General features: G+C 36.1%; 19 protein-coding genes, 1 tRNA gene and 1 pseudogene. 14 read left to right on the top strand and 7 right to left on the bottom strand.

The annotated features are described in order from the left end of the window. The first annotated feature begins 6 nt into the window (after window positions 1-6). From M2306_RS13695 to M2306_RS13680, 4 genes are read left to right on the top strand one after another with little or no spacing between them, the layout of a single operon-like run. Window positions 7-612: a phage tail-like protein gene (locus M2306_RS13695; RefSeq protein ID WP_002989082.1), complete on the top strand. Its 606-nt coding sequence runs from the start codon at window positions 7-9 to the stop codon at window positions 610-612. Window positions 613-618: 6 nt separating this feature from the next. Next, window positions 619-1908: a T9SS type B sorting domain-containing protein gene (locus M2306_RS13690; protein ID WP_259187570.1), complete on the top strand. Its 1290-nt coding sequence runs from the start codon at window positions 619-621 to the stop codon at window positions 1906-1908. A gap of 8 nt (window positions 1909-1916) precedes the next feature. Continuing rightward, on the top strand, window positions 1917-2849 hold the full coding sequence (locus tag M2306_RS13685) for a PorP/SprF family type IX secretion system membrane protein (protein WP_259187571.1): 933 nt from the start codon (window positions 1917-1919) through the stop codon (window positions 2847-2849). Between the two features lie 17 nt (window positions 2850-2866). Further along, window positions 2867-4840 (top strand): OmpA family protein, encoded by a 1974-nt coding sequence (locus tag M2306_RS13680; protein ID WP_259187572.1) that lies wholly within the window; start codon window positions 2867-2869, stop codon window positions 4838-4840. Window positions 4841-4920: 80 nt separating this feature from the next. On the opposite strand, the gene M2306_RS13675 is transcribed toward M2306_RS13680, so the two are convergent. Next, complete coding sequence (locus M2306_RS13675; RefSeq protein ID WP_259187573.1) at window positions 4921-5337, bottom strand: hypothetical protein; 417 nt, start codon at window positions 5335-5337, stop codon at window positions 4921-4923. A 151-nt stretch (window positions 5338-5488) separates the two neighbouring features. On the opposite strand from M2306_RS13675, the gene M2306_RS13670 reads away from it, so the two are divergent. From M2306_RS13670 to M2306_RS13660, 3 genes are read left to right on the top strand one after another with little or no spacing between them, the layout of a single operon-like run. After that, window positions 5489-5986 (top strand): DUF6265 family protein, encoded by a 498-nt coding sequence (locus M2306_RS13670; RefSeq protein WP_259187574.1) that lies wholly within the window; start codon window positions 5489-5491, stop codon window positions 5984-5986. 25 nt (window positions 5987-6011) lie between these two features. After that, on the top strand, window positions 6012-6773 hold the full coding sequence (locus M2306_RS13665; protein WP_259187575.1) for a hypothetical protein: 762 nt from the start codon (window positions 6012-6014) through the stop codon (window positions 6771-6773). Between the two features lie 23 nt (window positions 6774-6796). Then, entirely contained in the window at window positions 6797-7750 is a 954-nt protein-coding gene (locus M2306_RS13660; protein WP_259187576.1) for a tetratricopeptide repeat protein, read from the top strand. Window positions 7751-8018: 268 nt separating this feature from the next. Here M2306_RS13660 and M2306_RS13655 read toward each other — a convergent pair whose 3' ends face one another. Both M2306_RS13655 and M2306_RS13650 read right to left on the bottom strand, forming a co-directional pair. Further along, window positions 8019-8285, bottom strand: a complete 267-nt coding sequence (locus tag M2306_RS13655; protein WP_115092229.1) for a hypothetical protein — start codon at window positions 8283-8285, stop codon at window positions 8019-8021. A 129-nt stretch (window positions 8286-8414) separates the two neighbouring features. After that, on the bottom strand, window positions 8415-8822 hold the full coding sequence (locus tag M2306_RS13650; protein WP_259187577.1) for a hypothetical protein: 408 nt from the start codon (window positions 8820-8822) through the stop codon (window positions 8415-8417). 617 nt (window positions 8823-9439) lie between these two features. Here M2306_RS13650 and M2306_RS13645 point away from each other — a divergent pair. Next, entirely contained in the window at window positions 9440-12316 is a 2877-nt protein-coding gene (locus tag M2306_RS13645) for a tetratricopeptide repeat protein (protein WP_259187578.1), read from the top strand. Window positions 12317-12509: 193 nt separating this feature from the next. On the opposite strand, the gene M2306_RS13640 is transcribed toward M2306_RS13645, so the two are convergent. The 3 genes from M2306_RS13640 to M2306_RS13630 all read right to left on the bottom strand — a co-directional run bounded on the left by M2306_RS13640 (window position 12510) and on the right by M2306_RS13630 (window position 14655). Beyond that, a tRNA-Met gene (locus M2306_RS13640) sits at window positions 12510-12583 on the bottom strand. A 204-nt stretch (window positions 12584-12787) separates the two neighbouring features. Then, entirely contained in the window at window positions 12788-14023 is a 1236-nt protein-coding gene (locus tag M2306_RS13635) for an MFS transporter (protein WP_115092231.1), read from the bottom strand. 20 nt (window positions 14024-14043) lie between these two features. After that, a complete protein-coding gene (locus tag M2306_RS13630) occupies window positions 14044-14655 on the bottom strand; it encodes a thymidine kinase (protein ID WP_002989122.1) in 612 nt (203 codons plus the stop codon). A gap of 85 nt (window positions 14656-14740) precedes the next feature. Between M2306_RS13630 and M2306_RS13625 the strand changes: the two genes are divergently transcribed. Together M2306_RS13625 and rsmI are read left to right on the top strand one after the other, a co-directional pair. Then, window positions 14741-16021 carry a DUF8457 domain-containing protein gene (locus M2306_RS13625; RefSeq protein ID WP_498882887.1) on the top strand — a complete coding sequence of 427 codons (1281 nt, stop codon included), beginning with the start codon at window positions 14741-14743 and terminating at the stop codon, window positions 16019-16021. A 4-nt stretch (window positions 16022-16025) separates the two neighbouring features. After that, window positions 16026-16697, top strand: a complete 672-nt coding sequence (gene rsmI / locus M2306_RS13620; RefSeq protein ID WP_115092233.1) for a 16S rRNA (cytidine(1402)-2'-O)-methyltransferase — start codon at window positions 16026-16028, stop codon at window positions 16695-16697. 18 nt (window positions 16698-16715) lie between these two features. Here rsmI and M2306_RS13615 read toward each other — a convergent pair whose 3' ends face one another. Further along, a complete protein-coding gene (locus M2306_RS13615; protein WP_259187580.1) occupies window positions 16716-16931 on the bottom strand; it encodes a hypothetical protein in 216 nt (71 codons plus the stop codon). A 163-nt stretch (window positions 16932-17094) separates the two neighbouring features. Between M2306_RS13615 and M2306_RS13610 the strand changes: the two genes are divergently transcribed. The 4 genes and pseudogenes from M2306_RS13610 to M2306_RS13595 all read left to right on the top strand — a co-directional run bounded on the left by M2306_RS13610 (window position 17095) and on the right by M2306_RS13595 (window position 21175). Next, window positions 17095-17520: an OsmC family protein gene (locus M2306_RS13610; RefSeq protein WP_002989130.1), complete on the top strand. Its 426-nt coding sequence runs from the start codon at window positions 17095-17097 to the stop codon at window positions 17518-17520. After that, a pseudogene (gene recJ, locus M2306_RS13605) lies at window positions 17520-19221 on the top strand (single-stranded-DNA-specific exonuclease RecJ). Before M2306_RS13610 ends, recJ begins: the two are co-directional and overlap by 1 nt. Before the next feature lie 37 nt (window positions 19222-19258). Further along, a complete protein-coding gene (locus M2306_RS13600) occupies window positions 19259-20248 on the top strand; it encodes an aspartate-semialdehyde dehydrogenase (RefSeq protein ID WP_115092235.1) in 990 nt (329 codons plus the stop codon). Window positions 20249-20515: 267 nt separating this feature from the next. Further along, on the top strand, window positions 20516-21175 hold the full coding sequence (locus tag M2306_RS13595) for a response regulator (RefSeq protein ID WP_002989135.1): 660 nt from the start codon (window positions 20516-20518) through the stop codon (window positions 21173-21175). Window positions 21176-21204 lie beyond the last annotated feature (29 nt).

Below are 21204 nucleotides of genomic sequence, written 5' to 3'. Positions count from 1 at the left end.
AATAAGATGAAAAAGATATATTTAGGATTCGTATTTTCAGTATTGAGCACAGTAGGTTTCGCTCAAACTAAAGTAGGGGGTACACCAACAATCAATGCGAACGCGATGCTTGAAATTGAAGCTTCTGATAAAGGTCTATTATTGCCAAGATTAGAATTGGTTAGTACAACAGATTTTGCTCCATTAGAAGCGCATGTAGCAGGTATGACCGTTTACAATACCAAAAGACAAAATGATGTAGTCCCTGGGTTCTATTATAATGATGGAACAAAATGGCAACAAATGGTAACTTCAGACAATAAAGCAGTGAAGTTCTTCTATATGCCTTCTATTGTTTTTAATACGGGTACACCTGGTGCCGGAAATAAAGATTTATACCAAGAATATGTAAATCAATTTACGTTAGTTGGTAATACAGCTAGTAGCGTTGGAGCACCCGCAGTAATTCCGCATTTCCCTGAGGCAACTGATTTATATTACTATGTAACAGATTATGATACGGCTGTTTTTTCTGGTATTTCTATTACAGCAGATGGAAAAATGACCTATACCGTAACTGGTTCAGGTAATCCATACTCTGTGATGAATATTGTTTTCGTTGTTAAAGAATAAGAAGAGATGAGAATAAACCACAAAATCTTGCTTGGTTTTTTTGCTTTGACAGGAGGTTTAGCGTTTGGACAAACCGTTAATTACGGTGGTTTGTACATTATGCCAAATACAGAAATGGCAACGCTCTTCCCGATGGAAAACAAAGAGAAAGCTTCGGTATTCAACAACGGGACGTTGTATGTATACCATAACTTGTCCAATGATGGAATTTTTGATTTTAGAGAAGATGGAAAACTGAAAAATTCAGGTAAAACAATCTTTACTGCTAATCAACAACAACTCATCGGTGGAAGTCAAGGGATCCGTTTCAATAACCTCGAACTGAATAATTCAACTGCTGAAAGTGCTTTTTACCTAAGCAATGATATTTCAACAAAAGGAGAAGTTGAGTTTGTAGATGGAATTGTAACGATGGAAGAAAGTAAAGGTTCTTTTGCTTTTATGGAAGGAGCCAAAGCGAATAACCCATCAGACCAAAGCCATGTGAATGGAACGGTAGATAAAGTAGGGAAGGATGCTTTTACTTTTCCCATAGGAAATCATGGGTACTATCGCCCTGCTCATATTACTGCGCCAGAAAACAGCACAGTTTATGTAGGAGGATATAAGTACAAAGACGATGCTTTTTTTCATGATAAATCAAATGCTTCAGGTGTAATCAAAACTTTGAATACAACGGAGTATTGGTATATAGATAAAGAAACCAATGACGAGACAGGAAACAAAAAAGGAAAGGCAAACAAAGAAGAAAAAAACGTCATCCTCGAGTTAAGTTGGGATGATCGCACAACTTCTCCTACTGTACTTGAAAACCCTGAAAAAGATTTACATATTGTTCGTTGGGATGAGGAAAAGAAAATATGGGTAGATGAAGGTGGAATTGTCGATATGAGTACCAATCGTATCATCACACCAGCAACAATAAAAGGATTGGGATACTTTACATTAGCAACTGTCAAAACAGATTGGTTATTAGAAGGAGATGTCGTAATCTATAACATTGTTACCGCTGATGGTGATGGAGTGAATGATTATTTCTTTATTGATAACATCCAAAGATTTCCAAACAATAGCGTTCAAATTTTCAACAGATGGGGAGCTAAAGTGTTTGAAACGAAAAACTACGATTCAAATGGCAATGTTTTTACAGGCTATTCTAAAGGGAAAATGACCTTAAATGATAGTGAGAAACTACCTTCAGGAACATATTACTATGTTATTGTTTATGAAGTAGAGAAAGACGGCGCATCGAGAACGATTAAGAAAGCAGGGTATTTACATTTAGAAACGAATTAATAGTAAGGATGAATTTTTTAAACAAACTCAAAAAAGTTGGAACAGCCTTAGTATTGATAAGTGCTGCTCAACAAGGTTTTGCACAGCAAGAACCTCAGTTTGCACAATACATGTATAACACTTCTGTTTATAACCCTGCGTATGCTGGTACAAGAGAAGTATTAAGTGTATTTGGAAATTATAGAACACAATGGGTAGGATTAGATGGAGCTCCAAAAACAGCTAGTTTTTCCGTGAATACGCCTATTAATGATTCTAATGTAGGATTGGGACTTTCTTTTGTCAATGATAAGATTGGTATTATGGATGAGAACAATATTGCTATTGATTTCTCGTACAAAATAAAACTGAACTATAACTATCAGTTGGCTTTTGGATTAAAAGCTTCTGCGGATCTCTTGAATGTAGATTATACAAAAGGACATCCTTTTGATCCCTCAGATATCAATATCCAAGAAAATATCACCAATAAGTTTACACCCAATATTGGTGCAGGGGTATACCTTTATTCTGATCGATCGTATTTAGGGGTATCCGTGCCTAGCTTTTTAGAAACACACCGTTATGATGATAACGATGTTACAACAATGAAACAACGCATGCAGTTGTATTTAATCGGGGGATATGTATTTGATATCAATCCAGATTTAAAATTCAAACCTGCATTCTTAGTGAAAACGGTACAAGGAGCACCCTTACAGATTGACTTAACCGCAAATTTCTTGATTTTTGAGAAATTAACTGCAGGAGTTGCGTATCGTTGGGATGCCGCTGTTAGTGGATTGGTCGGATTTCAAATCAGTGAAAGCCTATTCGTAGGATATTCTTATGATGCGGATACATCCAAATTGAAACATTACAACAGTGGATCACATGAGTTTTTCTTACGTGCCGATATCTTTAATCGATACACAAGAAAAACATCGCCGCGTTTCTTCTAACCTAAAGATGATAAATTATGCAAAAGAGATTAGTTAAATTACTAGTTTTATCTTCAATCGCGTTGACAACATCAATAGGATGGGCACAAGAAAGACGTGAAAATAAAGCAGATCAAAAATTTGAAAAGTACGAGTATATCAATGCGATTGAGATATATGAAAAAGCAGTCGAAAAAGGATTTAAAAGCGTAAACACGCTGCAAAAACTAGGAGATGCTTATTATTTTAATGGCAAGCTGACTGAGGCGAATAAATGGTATGAAGAACTATTTCAATTTGCGAAAGAGAATCAAGCATCTATCGGTTCAGAATATTACTATCGCTATGCACAAACCTTGCGTGCGATGCAGCAATATGAAGAAGCAGATGCCTATATGACAAAGTTTACAGCTTTGGAACAAACGGATTCTCGCGCTCAATTGTTTGAAGCAAACAAGAATAATTACAGAACGGATATTGAGAAGCGTTCAAATCGCTATGAAGTAGAAGCGCTGCAAATCAACAGTGAGTATTCAGACTATGGAGCCGCGATTTTTAAAGATCAATTGATCTATACCTCTGCGAGAGCATCAAATGATGTTTCGGGGAATAAAGTACACAAATGGACCAATGAAGCCTATACAAGTTTATATGCGTCAAAAATTAAACAGGACGGAACGTTTGAAGAACCCCATACTTTCTTCAATGGAGATGGAAGGGACATCAATCAATCAACGGCTGTTTTTACCAAAGATGGTAAAACGATGTACTTTACTCAAAATGCAAGTGCTACCAAAGATGAAATACAACAGAATCGCTTTAAAAATGCCTTATTGCAGTTGTTCAAATCTACATTGCAAGAAGACGGAACTTGGAGCAAGCCTGTGGCATTGACGATTAATGATGCGAAAGCAAATAACGCACACCCTGCGTTAACACCAGATGATAAATGGTTGTATTTTGTGTCAGATCGCAGTGGATCTATCGGACAAAGTGATTTATTTCGCGTAGCAATATTAGAAGATGGAAGCTTTGCGAAAGTAGAGAATGTAGGAAAGCAAATTAACACAGAAGGGCGCGAAACTTTTCCGTTTATTTCAAGTGATTTTATGCTCTACTTCTCAACCGATGGTAGACCTGGATTAGGTGGATTAGACATCTTCATGGCGAAAATGAATGTAGATGGATCTTTTGGAACCGTTACAAATATTGGAGAGCCAATGAATAGTCCTGCCGATGATTTTGGTTACTACTTTGATCCTAAAACAAAAAAGGGATTCGTTAGCTCCAATCGAGCTGGTGGAACAGGAGGAGATGATATCTACTTCGTACAAGAGAAGAAAGAAATCATTTGCAAACAAAGTATTGCTGGTTGGGTGTTTAATGCTTCTACAAGAGAATCTTTAGCCCATGCTAAAATCACGGTATATGATGCTACTTACACAGTGTTGGATAGTATTCACGCAGATGATCAAGGAAAGTTTAATGTAACCGACCTAGATTGTGGTAAAAAATACCGTTTAAAAGCAGAAGCAGAAGGATTCCAAACCAAAGAAATTGCGCAAACGATGGGGTATGAATTAAATGCAGTAGAGCAAGTAGAAATTGGATTAGAGCCCCTTCAAGAAACAATTACGGAAGATGATGACTTATTCAAGAAACTGAAATTACAACCGATTTATTTCGATTTTGATAAAGCAACCATTCGACCTGATGCAGCAGCAGAATTAGCACAAGTTGTTGAGGTATTGAAAATGTATCCAAACATCAAGATTGACGTTCGTTCGCATACGGATAGCCGTGGAAATGATGCTTATAATATGAAGTTATCAGACCGTAGAGCAAAATCAACGATGCAATGGATGATTAAACAAGGCATTGATCCAGAGCAAATCTCAGGAAGAGGGTATGGAGAAAGTCAGTTAATCAACGAATGCAAAAATGGTGTTCCATGTTCAAAAGAACAACACCAAGAAAATAGAAGAAGTGAGTTTATCATTGTAAAAATGTAAAATTAGTGCTGCTATAAACACATTATTTTAATTCCCAAAAGGGCCACTCAATCAGAGTGGCCCTTTGTTGTTTATAAATGCTAAACAAGGCTAAAAACAAACAAGAGCTCCTTTTGGGAGCTCTTGTTGTATAGTACTGAAACATTAGGAGGAGGATCTACTAGTGTTATATATGGATTCGAATGGATGACAGGTTGGTAGAAGTACAGTTTGCCAGTAAAGCGAAGTCGATCTTTTGTTTGCGGTTGTTCCAATACTTCTGCAATAAAAAACGTTTCACAGCTGATGTTGGTCGCCTTACAGCTTTTGCTCTTGGTCGATTTTCCAGTATCTTCTGAAGGAGTAGCTCCCAACTGATAGACATACATATTCGCAATCGGGCAGAAAGACTGCCTGTCCTCACAATCTTGTTGGGCGAAAAAATTAATCTTTTCAACCCCTAACAAAACAAATATGAGACACAAAAATTGGGCGATATGTCGATTGTACTTCATCATGAATGAAACAAATATATTTAGTTTTTAGTCATCTTCCTTCCTTTTTTAGGTAAAGTTTAGCAGGAAAAAAAAGAGAATCACTTTTTTATAGGATGTTATAGAATTAACTACCTTTAATAGATAACTCACACGAACACTAAAAATTGAAACGATGAAAAAAGGAATAGTACTAGCGATTATGGCCGTTGTATTTGCTTCATGCAAAGACGGGAAAGAGCATCCGAAACAAGAACCTGTAGCGTCACAAGCACAAACAGAAGTAACCCAAACCGCAAATTTAGATTGGCTTTTGGGGAATTGGAAAAGAACCAATGACGAAGTAGGTCGTTCAACTTTTGAAACGTGGAAAAAGACAAGTGCTACGCAATATGATGGAATTGGTTATACACTTGCACAAGGAGATACCTTGAGTAAAGAGTATATGAAAGTAGAACAAGTAAACGGGCAATGGAGCTTGTTTGTCAGAACCTCGGATGAAGCCGATACAGTCGAATTTAAAGTCGCAGAATTAAAAGAAAACACCTTGCTTTGTGTTAACGAAGCACACGATTTTCCAACACATATCGCCTATCAATTGGATGGAGATAAACTAAAAGCGAAGGTGTCAAATAAAGATATGGTGATTGACTTTGATTTTTTGAAAGAGTAGCAGTACTGAAGAAGAAAAGTAGAATATGAAAAGAGTTATTATTTTCGGATTATTGTTGGGCATGATGAGCTCTTGCAATAAAGGTCGATTCTTGGAGAAGCTTTTTGGTTCGTCTGAATATGACCTTGAGCAATATATTCTACAACCCTTAAAAAGCGATACACTTTGTTTGGGTGATCTTGAAAGAGCTAAGCAAGATGTATCAAAAGGAAAAATAGTATTCACGTATCCTTTTTATTTTTTATCTTCAGGACTTAGACAAGAAAAGCAATTGGCGAAGTTGTGTGAACAACACGGAATTGTTTTCGAGTATGAAAGCTTTAGTGATATGTTTTTTGAAGGTCAGACACAAGGATGTTATGCCGCCTATATGGATCAAGTTATTGCAAAAAAGTTTGGATCTAAATTTAAAGAAAACCTGTTAGATGAAGCAGACCAGTTGCTCATTGTGGAACAAGACACTATTCCCTATTATTTTTTTGAGGATTTTTATAGAAACAAAAGCTGGGACGCCAATCTGCCTGAAGAATTGAAACTAAAAATAGAAACCAATGCAGAAGGATCCCGTCCATTTATGGATATTGGTTTTTATATTGATCAAGATGGAAAGAGTTCTGGGTACCATCTCTCGAATTTTATGGAAGTGAATAGTGAAGCGAATCAAAAGTTAGAAATCGAACTCTTTGCTATTGGTGTGAAAGAGATACAAGAATATAATTATTGGGAACCAGGAATAATTAAGGGACAAAAAGTGAATACAGAAATGAACGTTCGGATTTATTTTTAAAATCGAAGCTAAATAGAGAAACAATGAAACAGATCCTTGCAATTATTATATTCTTATCCTTCTATCAAGGTATTGGACAAGCAAAAAAAATTGGTCCAGATGATGTTTTATTTCAGCAAGCAGTTTTATTTCAGAATTTTATAGAAGAAGAACTAGCGTTGGATTATTATCTTTATTCTAGTAGTGTAGACAAATATGCAAAAGAACTTGCAGTTGATATAAGAGATAAAATGCTAATAAAGGCTATTGATTTATATCAAGAACTAATAAAGGAATACCCAAAGTCAAAATGGACATTTAGAGCTTTAAACAATATTGGATTTGCAGAATTAGCGTTACAAAATAAGGATAAAGCAAAATTGTACTTTGAACAAGTATTGAAAAGTAATGCGAATGATAAAGAAAAAGGCGGAGCGGGTTCTGGCATAATGGGAGAACCCTATGCAAACTATAAAAATAGAGCGGCTAAAGAATTAGCTAAAATCTATATAGAGGAACAGAATTTCGATAAAGCATTAGAGTATCTAGCTTTAACTAAGCAATATGCTTATCAGCATTTTTGTGGCAATGCTTATGCTGAAGAAAAAATTACAATGCGTTTGCTTTACGCTAAATGTTATGTTGGATTGAATCAAATAGATAAGGCAATCCAAATTCTTGTTCCCCATCTTCTTGAAAATGGACTTGCCGACAATTCGGAGCTAGTGCATTTTACTTATGATATTTTGAGTGCGCAATATAAACAAGAAGAGTTGAAAAGCTTATTTGCTGCTAGTTTTGAAAATCATCAGATTAAAACTATCAAAGAGAAAAAAATCCAGTATGAACAAGACTACATTACATTTCTAGGAACAGATATCGAGTTAAATTCATGGCAATTAGAATATCTGAAAGGAGAAGAGAGAGAACAAGAAATTAAACGTATTTATGAAAAATCGTTGTTTACTCAATTATTGGATAAGAATGAAAAAGAATAAAAAAGAATAAAAGGGTATAATCTTTTACTTGAATCTGGAAGAAAAAATAGGTTGTAGTTAAATTCATTTTTAAATAAAGAAACCGCCAATTCATGGCGGTTTCTCTTGATATTCGTTATGGTAAATAACTTAAATATCGAAGTAAGGTGAAGCGTTAGTAAGGCTTTTTTACTTCAGGTAAAATGAGATTCTTCTTCTAATGCAATACTAGTATTACATGTACTTCATGGTTTAATTTAGTTGCAATAGAAGATTTTTTGAATCACGCTTAGTTTTTATAACAAGGTAAGCCTTGTCCGTAAGTATCAGCTTCTTCTTGGTCAATACATTTGTTGTCTAATGCTTGCTTAATCACTTTAACAATAGCTAAACAGTTCGCGTCAGATTTATCTTGATTGTAGTTGTTATAAGCCGTTTCGTATGCTTTAGTAAGTGCAGCTTCATCGCAGCTTCCACTTCCACTATCATCACTGCTACAAGACATAAACATAAATAAAGTAGCTACAATCGAAATTTTTAGAATTTGTTTCATCATTTGGTATATAAGTGTTTTAATTAAATTTAGTGCTATTGTAATTTGCATCTCCTAAATTACAGAGGCGTTTTTTTGATATAATATATAGGTAAGATTTTACTTTTTCAGCATTGATTTTTACTAGGATTATCAATTTGGATTGTGTTTTAAATTGTTCTCCATGTCAAGATATTCGTTGTCGCTTTTCAACTTATAAGCCTTAACACGAGCTGTAACATAAAATTTTTTTCCTTTCTGATCTACCATATAAACAGGATTTAGCACACCGTCTGCTCCCGCTTTTATCGCTGCTTTTTCTGCTTCCATAAAAGCCAACTCTTTCAGTTGATCTACATTGTATTTCTTGAGTTTTTTCGTATTAACCACAGCACCTTGGTATTGCTGATCCATCATCGTATAATCACTTCTTTTTAATTTTGAATCTACACGTTGTGTTTGTGAGTTAACTCCTGTTGCATAAGGTTGCGTCCCTCCACAAGAATTAAGCATAAGTGATAAAACAAGTAACGATCCAAATAAGTAGGGTTTTTTAACCATTTTGTTTTGAATTTTTAGTTATTTATTAATAGTTGAGTAAGTCGATATCAGATCCATTCTCTGTTTGGAAATTCGGTACAAATGTAGGGTCGTGTTGATTAGTCTGCTAGGTAAAAATGAAGCGAAAACTTGGCGTTTTTTGCGCATAAAATAGTTGAAAAACAACACGTAAATGGATTAAGTGATTGTATGTTAGTTTATTGGCTTAATTGGGGTAAAAGAGCGTTTTCTTTTTTTTAAATCAGTAGATGCACTAAATATTAGTTGCTGTTATCTTTTTTTTAGTATGAAGTGATGCTGGTTTTCTGAAGCTATAAAGTTGTGCGTTGTTCTCTTTTTGATGCATTCTTCCAGGTATTCCTAGAAAGCGTGTTTGCTTTTAAAGGACAGCTTCTATGAGGAATAAATAGAGAGATGCTATTGCTATAAAACGGGGATGTCATATTGTATTAAAACGTACACGGCATTCCAAAGAAGGAGAATGAACCAAGAATCAAATTGTTTTTAATTTTCTAATAGATGTATTTTCCTAAGGGGGTTTTATTGGGTATATTCTATTTAATAAGTTTTTTTTAAAAATTTGTTTTGTTAATTTCGCGCATTTCAAAATTCACCTAATGAACAAGTGCTTTTCTTTCTTACTTCTTTTTTTCTTTATTCATTCTACGCTTTTTTCACAATCAGACAAACAAGTGTTAGAAAACAAGATAGACTCCCTAACGAATATTCTTACTACCAAAACCGTTACGGATACTTTGACAGTTAGTCAAATGAATACGCTTGCTCGCCTTTTGGTTCAAGAGAAGCAATTTGATCGTGCTTTTAGTTATGCTCAAAAGGCATTAAAATTATCAGAAAAGCTTGATTTTAAAAGAGGAAAAGCAAATACGTATCATGTTCTCGGGAAGTTCTACGAAAAACAAGAAAAAGATCTTGAAGCAGTGAAAAATTTTGTTGCGGGTTTAAAAATATATGAAGAAATTGGAGATGAACGAGAGGTTGCCTATTCTTATTACTACATTGGAACGCTTTATGATTATCAAGGAGACTTTCCAGAAGCACTAAAAAACTTATACGCTGGGCTAAAAATATTTGAAAAAATAGGGTATAAAAAGGGAATTGGATTGTGTAACAGCGGTATTGGTATTATTAATGGAAATACGGGTAAGCACGAAGAAGCCCTGCAAAATTACGCAGTCGCATTAAAAATTTGGAAAGAAACTGGGGATGTATTAGGCATCTCAGAGTGTTATAATAATATTGGACTTATTTATGAGTATCAAGGCAAGTATCCGGAAGCATTGGAAAATTATTTTGCCGCTTTAGAACTAAAAAAAGAACTAGGGAATAAGCGTGGAGTGGCAGGTGTTTATAACAATATTGGTGCTGTTTATCAGAGACAAGGCAAATACACAGAGGCCCTGAAGAGTTTTTCGAACTCTTTAAAAGGATTCGAGGAAATTGATGAAAAGGGTGGTATTGCAATGTCATACCTGAATTTAGGAATTATAGAATCTAAATTAAACCGACCAGCCTCAGCTAAAGAACAGTATAGAAAAGCCTTATCTATTGCTAAAGCAATGGGGCGAAAAGAACTTATCATGAATATCTACCATAACGCTACGTTGGATGATAGCGCTTTGGGGGATTATAAAGATGCATTAGAAAATTATAAACAATACATTGTCTATCGCGATAGCCTGATGAATGAAGACAGCGAAAGGCAAAGCTTGGCGATAGCCATGGAGTATGAGTATGATAAAAAAGAGGCTGTAATCCAGGAGGAACTTAAGACTAAAAAATTACAGCGAAATGTTGCATTGGCAGGTGTAGGTGTGATGGGACTGTTTGTCGTTTTTGCCATTTATCTTTTTAGGTTGAGAAATAAAAAATTGAAATTTGAAAAACAAAATCTAGAATTGCAACGTAGAGAAGTGGAGACCATTAAAGAAACGGAGCAGTTTAAATCTCGATTTCTGGCTAATATTTCACATGAGTTCAGAACTCCACTTACCTTAATCAACGGGCATATTGAAGTATTAAAAGAAAACGGACGAAAAGAAGATTTTTCTCATTTTGAAGAAATCGAACAAAACGGAAAAAGGCTGCTTACTTTAATTAATCAATTGCTTGATTTATCTAAAATGGAAAGTGGAGCCTATAAACTTCACTATAAAAGAGGAGATGTATTGAACGAAGCAAGTATGCTGGTGCAATCTTTTCATTCCTATGCAGAACAACACGATATTGAATTAAAATTAAACCAAACCGAACGCGTAAAAGTAGAATTGGCAGAAAATCCGTTTATCTATTCTTCCGAAGCATTAACTGTGATTATTACGAACTTACTGTCTAATGCTATTAAATATACTCCTTCTGGAGGAAGTGTAGCGGTTAAAATAGATTATCAGGATGCTAAACTGTTGGTCACGGTTACTGATACAGGTAAAGGAATAGAGGCAGAAGACCTACCTAAAATTTTTGATCGATTTTACCAAGTGGATGATCCCGGAAAGAGGGCCTATGCTGGTTTCGGTATTGGATTAGCTTTAGTAAAAGAGCTCGCTGTACTACATGGAGGGGATATCAAGGTAGAATCTCCAGCTGATGGTGGCTGTACGTTTACTTTTTGGATTGACAGCGCAACAACAGAAAATAATACAAACCTAGCGTTTACTGAACAAAATATCGCTTTTCCCGTGAAAGAGGAAAGCCCGATTGAGCATAAAGAACAACAAGACACAGCGCTTCCACTAGTACTTGTCGTGGAAGATCAACCTGAATTGCGTCATTTTATAACGCAAAATCTTGGGAAAGAATACCAGTATGTAGAAGCCTCAAATGGAAGTGAAGGACTAAAATTGGCAGAGGAATTAGTACCTGATTTAATCATTAGCGATGTAATGATGCCTGATACGAATGGGTTTCAATTATGCGAGATATTGAAAAATAACATAGCAACTTCCCATATTCCAATTATATTATTAACTGCAAAAACGGAGCAGAAAGATATACTGTTGGGCTTGGAAACAGGAGCAGATGATTATCTTGCTAAGCCTTTTTCTTTGGCAGAATTAAAGCTTCGGGTAAGAAATATGCTGAAGTTTAAAGCATTACTTCGCGAAAAATTTAAAGGGAATAGTCTACCGTCGGAGGAGACAACCCCTGAATTAAACAAGAAAGAAAGAAAATTTATTGACGATTTAGAATTAGCCGTTCAACAAAACGTTTCGAATGTGCAGTTTGGTGTAAATAACTTGGCAGAAACAGTATTTCTATCTGTGAGTCAACTTACTCGAAAATTGAAAACCATAACGGGAAAAACACCTGCTGATTTTATACGCGCGCTTCGTTTTGAAAAAGCGATTCAATTGTTAAAAGAGGGGGCAAGTGTAGCAGAAACTTCATGGGCAGTAGGATTTGAAGATCCCGTTTATTTTAGTAAAGTATTTAAAAAACACGTTGGCTTTCCTCCTTCTTCGGTAAAGAAATAAAGAGTAGTACCTGTTATAGGCGTCAGATTTTAAAATATCAATCGCGCAAGTACACTTAATAGACGGGAGCGCTAACTTTTTTGTTTCGCTCTCAACTTTTTTATACCTGATTCGGAATGATTGAAATCAACCAGCCGTTCACGATAAAACAAAAAAAAGACCTAATCTTTCGATTAAGTCTTTTTTTACCTTGTAGCGAAGACGGGAGTTGAACCCGTGACCTCAGGGTTATGAATCCTGCGCTCTAACCAACTGAGCTACCTCGCCATATATTGGACTGCATTATTTTGTAAATGTGAGTGCAAATATAGAACAAAATATATATAATGCAAGGCGTAAAAGCTCGATTTTATTTAGAGTTTTAAATTTTAACATTTAATTTTTATTCCTTTTTCGCTATCCCATTTGTAATCAATAACTAACGATATTTTATTTCTTTCCGTGAAAAAGTAAGAAATAACAAGGGAACGCTTATACTTTCGGTTTCACCATTTTTCCGACTGTATAATTTAATCCAAAAGCAGAAAGTAAAAAGATCGATCCCATCACAATCCACAAGGTATTGTAACCAAAATTAGCTGCAATCTTCGTTCCTAAAATAGGAGCAATAATGAATCCAACAGCAAATGTTAGTCCATTTACTCCCATATAAGCCCCTTTACTTGAATCATCCGCACGCATTGCAGTAACAGTTGAGGTATACGGGAAAATAAGCATTTCTGAAGCACTTAAAAGCGTAATAGAAAGGAAAATGGTAAACAAGCTGTGATCCAACAAGAAAACACCAAAAGCTAGAGGAGCAATTAAAGCCCCATAGAAAATCGTTTTCTGCGTGGTTAAATGGCGTTCTGCCATGTGTACCAATAGCATCTCAGTCAAGAAAATCAACAAACCACTATACCCTAAGACAATTCCAATCTCAAACTCATTCAAGCCTCCCACTTTCTCATAGAAAATAGGTAAGGTGCTAAAAAGCTGTAAAAAGGCAATGGAATATAACGTACAGAAGAAACTGTAAAACAAGAATAGTCCATCTTTATAAGGAGATTTGCGTTTGGTACCCGAAGCACCTAAAGTAATATCTTGATCCTCTTCAACGGATACTGTCGGTTTAGGGTTTTCTTTACGCCCTTTAAAGAAGTAGATGAATACAACTGCCGCGAAGAAAGCTGCACCTGCATTGATGTAAAACAATAAGGCGTAAGAAATTGCGGCTAACATTCCTCCCATAGCAGGACCAATGGAAAATCCAAGATTCACCGCCATGCGGTTTAAGGAAAAAGCACGCGTAATATTTTCAGGTCGAGCGTATTTTGTAATAGCAACAGAGTTGGCAGGACGAAACATTTCACTGATAGTACTTTGAAAGAATATCATCAAAGCCAAACTGATGACAGAGGTAAAGTGAGGCAGTAAAATAAACATCGGAATACTTCCAAGTAAGCTCAAATACTGTAATTTGTAGTTACCGATTTTGTCCGTAATCCACCCACCTAACATCGAGCCAGTCATTGAACCAAGTCCATAACAAGCTAAAACATAGCCCGTTTGCTCATCTGTAAAATGAAGCTCTTTGGTCATGTAAACACCTAAGAAAGGAAATACCATCGATCCAGCTCTATTGATTAACATAACGATGGCTAACATCCAAGATGCAGAGGATAATCCTCGATAAGAGTCTAGATAAATTTGGTATATTTTTTTCATGACGTGTTTAATCTATATAATCAGGGTTTGGGTTTTTCTTTTTTGAGTTTTTCAGCTTCTCGCATTGCGTTATAATACGCAGCTCTACTCAGCGGTTCATATTCTTCTGTTTCGCCAAGCATAACAATAGCATCACTAGCAGCCTTTCTGTAGCTATAATGTGCCAAGTTTCCCGTGCGTGTACATACTGCGTGTACTTTGGTGACATATTCGGCAGTCGCCATCAGGGCAGGCATGGGACCAAAAGGATTTCCTTTGAAGTCCATATCTAAACCAGCAACGATAACACGAATACCCGAATTGGCTAATTCATTGCAAACATTGACAATTTCATCATCAAAGAATTGCGCCTCATCAATACCAACTACATCGCAACCACTAGCTAAAAGTCGAATGCTATCTGCCGTGGGTACTGGAGTAGAACGGATTTCATTAGAATCGTGAGATACGACATACTCATCGTGATATCGCGTATCTACAGCAGGTTTAAAAATTTCAACTTTTTGTTTGGCAAATTGGGCTCTTTTTAGTCGACGAATCAGTTCTTCTGTTTTTCCAGAAAACATTGATCCACAGATTACTTCGATCCAACCAAACTGTTCTTTGTGATTAACAGGAATTTCTAGAAACATTTTGTAATTTTCAGGTCGAAACCAGTAGTTTTTTTGTTACTTTGTGAAGGACAAATTTATCAAAAAAAGCTTGTATAATTTACTAATGAAATTAAAAGTTATGAAGAAAGTCTTAGAGGGAGAGTTGTTGAGCATCGTTCATCGCGTTTTACAGATGAAGGATACTGATGTGGATAAGTTATATGTTGAAGCCAAAGAACTGTATGAGAAGCTTCAAATTTTAAAATTTTACCAAGATAACCTAGCATTAGGACTTGTAAACGACATAGCTGAAGATCAGTTAGTAGCAAAATTAAGTGCGGTGAAACAAGCCGAAACAAGCGAGCAAGAAATTGCGATGATAGCTGCTCCAGAAGAAGAGGATACACGATCTCAAATTCCTGCAGATCTCATCATGGAAGATTATCCAATCGTTGTAGAAGCAGAGAAAGAAACTGTGGTAGATTTTGATGCACCTACTTTGGTTGAAGAAGAAATCGAAGAAGATGAAGATGAAGAAGAAAAAAGCCTTGAATTTGAACAAGAAGAGGAAGATGAATTAGCCAACGAAATGGAAGAAGAGCAAGACGAGGAGGCAGAAGCAGCCGAATTTGCTGCTCTTGTAGAAGAAGAGATTGAGGAAGAAACTGAGGAGGAACAAGACGAGGAGCTAGAAGAAGAAGAGGAAGAATGGACGGAAGAGGATACGACTGAAGTGTTGGAGGAAGAGGAATTAGCAGATCAAGTGGTCGCTGAAACAACTGAAAACGAACAAACGTTTGAATTCCAAGAGGAAAAAACGGAAGAAGAAGTATTTGCACCTTTAACTGGAGATCAAAGAGAAGATAATCCGTTTGAAGGATTTGATTTCGGAGAAATTGAGTTTATTCGAGTAGAAGACTTAGCAAAGGAAGATACGATTCTCGTAGATGACAGTATGTTTGAACGAGTAGGAGAACAAACAACTTCAGTTGAAGAAAACCAATCGACAGATAACTTTTTCGCTCAACAAAAAGAAGAGCAAACAATACAACAAGAGGAAAAGGAAGAAGAGAAAGAAGACAAGGTTGAAAATCAACAAAATATGTTGTTCAATTTAGATCAAGTATCGGTGAGAGAACCTCGTATTGTAAAAAAATCAATCAATGACATCTATCGCGGTACAATTGTAGTGGGATTAAATGATCGCATTGCTTTTGAGAAACACTTGTTTGCTAATAGTTCAGAAGACTTCAATCGCGTATTGTCGCAGTTGAATACCGTGAGTACATACGATGAAGCAAGAAGTTTTGTGGAGCACTTGGTGAAACCAGAATACAATAATTGGGAAGGTAAAGAAGAATATGCTGAGCGTTTTATGACGTTAATTGAAAAGCGTTTCGAATAAGATTATGGGAAAATTATATGTTGTACCAACACCGATTGGCAACTTAGAAGATATGACTTTTCGCGCCCTTAAGGTGTTGAAAGAAGTCGATTATATTTTAGCAGAAGATACAAGAAACAGCGGCAAGCTGTTGAAACATTTTGAGGTAAATACACCGATGATGAGTCACCACATGCACAACGAACACAAAACCGTAGAAAGTTTAGTGCGACGCATGCAAACAGGAGAAACATTCGCCTTGATCTCTGATGCAGGAACACCTGCTATATCTGATCCAGGTTTTTTATTGACAAGAGCTTGTATCGAAAATCAAATTGAAGTCGAGTGTTTGCCAGGGGCAACTGCCTTTGTACCTGCTTTGGTGAATAGTGGTCTGCCGAATGATAAATTCGTATTTGAAGGTTTTTTGCCAGATAAAAAAGGACGTCAAACCCGCTATCTACAATTAGCCGAAGAAACGAGAACAATGATTATCTACGTTTCACCACATAAATTAGTCAAAACATTAGGAGAATTTCAAACCTATTTTGGTGAAGATCGCGTGATTTCAGTTTCGAGAGAACTGTCTAAATTACACGAAGAAACCGTGAGAGGAACTGTTGTAGAAGTGCTTAAACACTTCGAAGAGAAACCGCCTAAAGGAGAAATTGTTGTGGTAGTAGCAGGAAAGAAATAAAAAAAAAGGAGTTGTGTATCAAAACACAGCTCCTTTTATATTTTGGGATTGTCTTGAAATTTCTTGAAGTAATAATAAGGTAAGATCAACTGCAAGTTGAGAAGCTTTATCACAGTGGAGGTCAAGTTCGTCTAGTTCTTGATCACCGGCGAAAATTATTCCTATTTTAGGTTTTATCATCTTTTCTTTTTGTCCTTGTTTTTTTAAAACCTTTAAATTAAAGAGAATTTGCATATAGCATACTATGAATCTTTGTTTTTGATAAAAAAGTTTCAAAAAGTACATTTAGTAAGGAAATTTTAAAAAAAAAACGATTTTAGATGTGTTAATTATTAACGTTTTAAAAGGATTAATCCTTGTTTTTTTTTGATACATTTGATAAAAACGAGAATATATCATGTCACATAAAGTTACAACTACTTGGTTAGAGAATATGCAATTTGAATCAACGAATCCAAGTGGAGGAACCATGCGAATTGATGCTGGCCCAGAAAATGGAGGAGATAATAAAGGTTTTAGACCTAAAGCCTTGATGTTATCTGCTTTGGCAGGATGTTCAGGATTAGACGTTGCCTCTTTAATCAAAAAAATGAGATTGGATGTTGCCGATTTTAAAATCGAAACAGAAGGATTATTGACCGATGAAGATCCAGCGGTTTACCATACCGTAATTGTCGATTATCACTTTTATGGAGATAATCTTGATGAAGCAAAATTGAAAAAAGCAGTTGATTTATCTGTAGAAAAATATTGTGGTGTAATGCATATGTTTACGCAATTTGCGAAAGTTGAAACGAATATTCATTACCATAAACAACAATAATGCGGTGGACTTTAAAAGAGGTAAAAGATCAAGAAAGTGTTAATCATCTAGTTCAAGTATTGGGAATTGATCCCGTTTTAGCGCAACTACTCGTTGACCGCGGAATCACAACCTACGAACAAGCAAAGAGTTTCTTTCGTCCTTCTTTGGATGAATTGCATGATCCTTATCTAATGAAAGATATGGATAAGGCAGTTAAACGAATTGAAGAAGCGATTGATAGAAAAGAAAATATAATGGTTTTTGGCGATTATGATGTAGATGGAACCACAGCGGTAGCTTTGGTCTATTCGTATCTGCAATCGTATTATCCACAAGTGGATCGCTATATTCCAGACCGCTATAAAGAAGGATATGGGGTATCCTATCAAGGGATTGATTATGCAGCCGATAATGACATCAAATTAATCATTGCATTGGACTGTGGAATTAAATCCGTTGAACATGTTGAATATGCCAAGCAAAAAGGAGTGGATTTTGTCATTGGGGATCACCATTTGCCAGGAAATAAAATTCCCGATGCAGTAGCGGTACTCGATCCTAAGCGAAGCGATTGTTCTTATCCCTATGATGAATTATGTGGTTGTGGTGTTGGTTTTAAATTGGTGCAAGCTTTAGCAGCAAATCGAAATCAAACTATAGAAGATTTAATGCCTTATCTCGATCTTGTCGTTACGGCAATTGGAGCGGATATTGTACCCATCACAGGAGAAAATAGAATCCTAGCTTACTTCGGATTAGAAGTTTTAAATAGCAACCCAAGACCCGGAATAAAAGCATTGCTGAATCTATACAAGCAAAGCAGTTATACGGTAAGCGATATCGTATTCAAAGTTGCACCGAAAATAAATGCAGCAGGAAAGAATACAACACGGCAATTATGCAGTAGATTTACTGACGCGTTTCTCGATGAGAGAAGCAGAAGAAACTGCTGAAATGATCATTGCCTTTAATGAGGAAAGAAAAGTATTAGATCAAAATATAACAGAAGAAGCCAAAGATCAGATTATAGAAAATCGCGAGATTAACAACAAATCAACGGTGGTTTTCCATCAATCGTGGCATAAAGGAGTAATTGGTATCGTCGCTTCTCGTTTAATTGAAACGTATTACCGACCAACGGTCGTATTTACAGCAAGCGGTGATGTATTAGCAGCTTCCGCACGTTCAGTTAAGAATTTCGATTTATACGCTGCTTTAGAAGCGTGTTCTGATGAATTGATTCAATTTGGAGGACATATGTATGCAGCAGGAATGACGTGTAAGAAAGAAAACTACCTCAACTTCAAAGCAAAATTTGAAGCCATAGTGGCTGATACAATTCAAGAACGCGATCTAATACCCGAAGTTGAAATTGATGCAATATTGAATTTCGCTGAAATCACACCGAAGTTCTGTCGTGTCTTGAAGCAATTTGAACCGTTTGGACCAGAGAATATGAGTCCTGTATTTCTGACCAAAAACGTGTATGATACAGGCTATGCAAGAGGATTGGGAGCCAATCAAGACCACCTGAAGATGTACGTTAGACAGCGCGGACATCTAGATAAAGGATTTAGTGCTATAGGTTTTTCTTTTGGGAAGTACTTAGACGAGATTCAGAATCGCGCGTTTTTCGATTTAGTGTATTCCATCGAAGAAAATGAATGGAAGGGTGAGATTAGCAATCAGTTGCAAATTAAGGATATGCAATTAGTGTAAAAACAAAATAGAATAACTATAATTTTTATTATTTAAAATGAAAGTAGCAGTAGTAGGCGCTACCGGAATGGTAGGAGAGATTATGCTAAAAGTGTTAGCAGAACGCAATTTTCCAGTAACAGAATTAATACCTGTGGCTTCTGAGAAGTCAGTAGGGAATGAAATAGAGTTTAAGGGGAAGAAGTATACAATACAATCAATGGCCGAAGCTGTAAAGATGAAACCAGAAATTGCGTTGTTCTCTGCTGGTGGATCTATTTCTTTAGAATGGGCTCCTCAATTTGCAGCTGTGGGAACAACAGTGATTGATAATTCATCAGCTTGGAGAATGGACCCTACGAAGAAATTAGTAGTGCCTGAAATTAATGCTTCTAGCTTAACAAAAGAAGATAAAATCATTGCTAATCCCAATTGTTCCACCATTCAATTGGTGATGGCTTTGGCGCCTTTAAATAAAAAATACAACGTGAAACGCGTCGTTGTTTCTACGTACCAATCCATTACGGGAACCGGAGTTAAAGCGGTCAGACAATTGGAGAATGAATATACAGGAGAGGCTGGAGAAATGGCGTATCCTTATCCAATTCACCGCAATGCTTTACCTCATTGTGATGTATTTGAAGATAATGGGTACACAAAAGAAGAAATGAAATTGGTGAATGAAACTAAGAAGATTTTAGAAGACGATACAGTATTAGTAACGGCAACGGCTGTGCGTATTCCAGTTGTAGGTGGACATAGTGAGGCGGTGAATGTCGCTTTTGAACAGGATTTCGCCATCGATGAGGTACGCCGTATTTTGCATGGAACACCAGGAATTGTAGTCCAGGATAATACAGATACCAATACGTATCCAATGCCACTTTATGCGCAAGGAAAAGATGACGTTTTTGTTGGACGTATCCGCCGTGATGAAACACAACCGAATACCTTAAATATGTGGATCGTATCCGATAACTTAAGAAAAGGGGCTGCTACAAATACGATTCAAATTGCAGAATATCTAGTAGCCAACGGATTAGTATAAAGAATAAGGCAACTTAGTTGTAGGCCAATTAGCTCGCTAATTGGCTTTTTTTATTCGTTTAATGAAGGTATTGTTGAAGTTGGTTATCCTTTTAGGATAAAAATGACCAAATGTGAACAACGGATAGAAAAGGAAGGGCGTTTTTTATTACATTAGCGGGGAATAGGCCTGAAGTCTATTTGAACTTTTAATCTTTTTGGGGAATTGATTAAGGGGCATACAGCACAGCGTTTCAAAAACGCAAGTTAAGATAGTAAAGATTGTCGTATGAAAAGAATTTTGTTAGTAGATGATCATCCTCTGATTTTAGAAGGATATCGAATGGCATTGTTGAATCATGCTGAATTTGCTCAAGGTTTTATTTTTGAAAAAGCATTTGATTGTACCGAAGCAAAACAAAAAATTGACCAAGCAATTGCTCATAAAGAACCTTATGATCTCGCACTTGTGGACTTTTCATTACCCAAAGGAGAAGAATCAACATGGGAAGATGGAGGGGATATTATCCGCTACATTAAAAAAGAAATGCCTACGTGTAGAACCATTACCATCACGGGACACACGGAGATATTGACCATTTACGATATCGTAAAAAACATTAGACCTACAAGTATTATTGGCAAAAAGGAAATTACACCTCAAGTGTTAATTGACGTTGTTCACTTGGTTATTATGGGACATGATTATCAAAGCCCATTAGTGAAAAAGTGCTTAGAAGAAATGGTTTGTAAGGAAGTGATGTATGACGATTACAATCGAGCAATTTTGCTGCTATTGGCCAAAGGACATAAGTTGATTGATTTAGAACATTATGTGCCTTTATCTGCACCTACAATTAAAAAGCGCTTAGCTAAAATGAAAGCGGCTTTTGGTGTGCCAGATTCAGCAACCCTCGTACAAGAAGCAATTAAACAAGGTTTTGTATAAAAAAAGGCTGTTCCTCGGAACAGCCTTTT

The organism is Myroides gitamensis, from assembly GCF_029894455.1.
GTDB classification, from domain to species: domain Bacteria; phylum Bacteroidota; class Bacteroidia; order Flavobacteriales; family Flavobacteriaceae; genus Flavobacterium; species Flavobacterium odoratum.
This window is presented reverse-complemented; position numbering and strand designations above follow the sequence as displayed.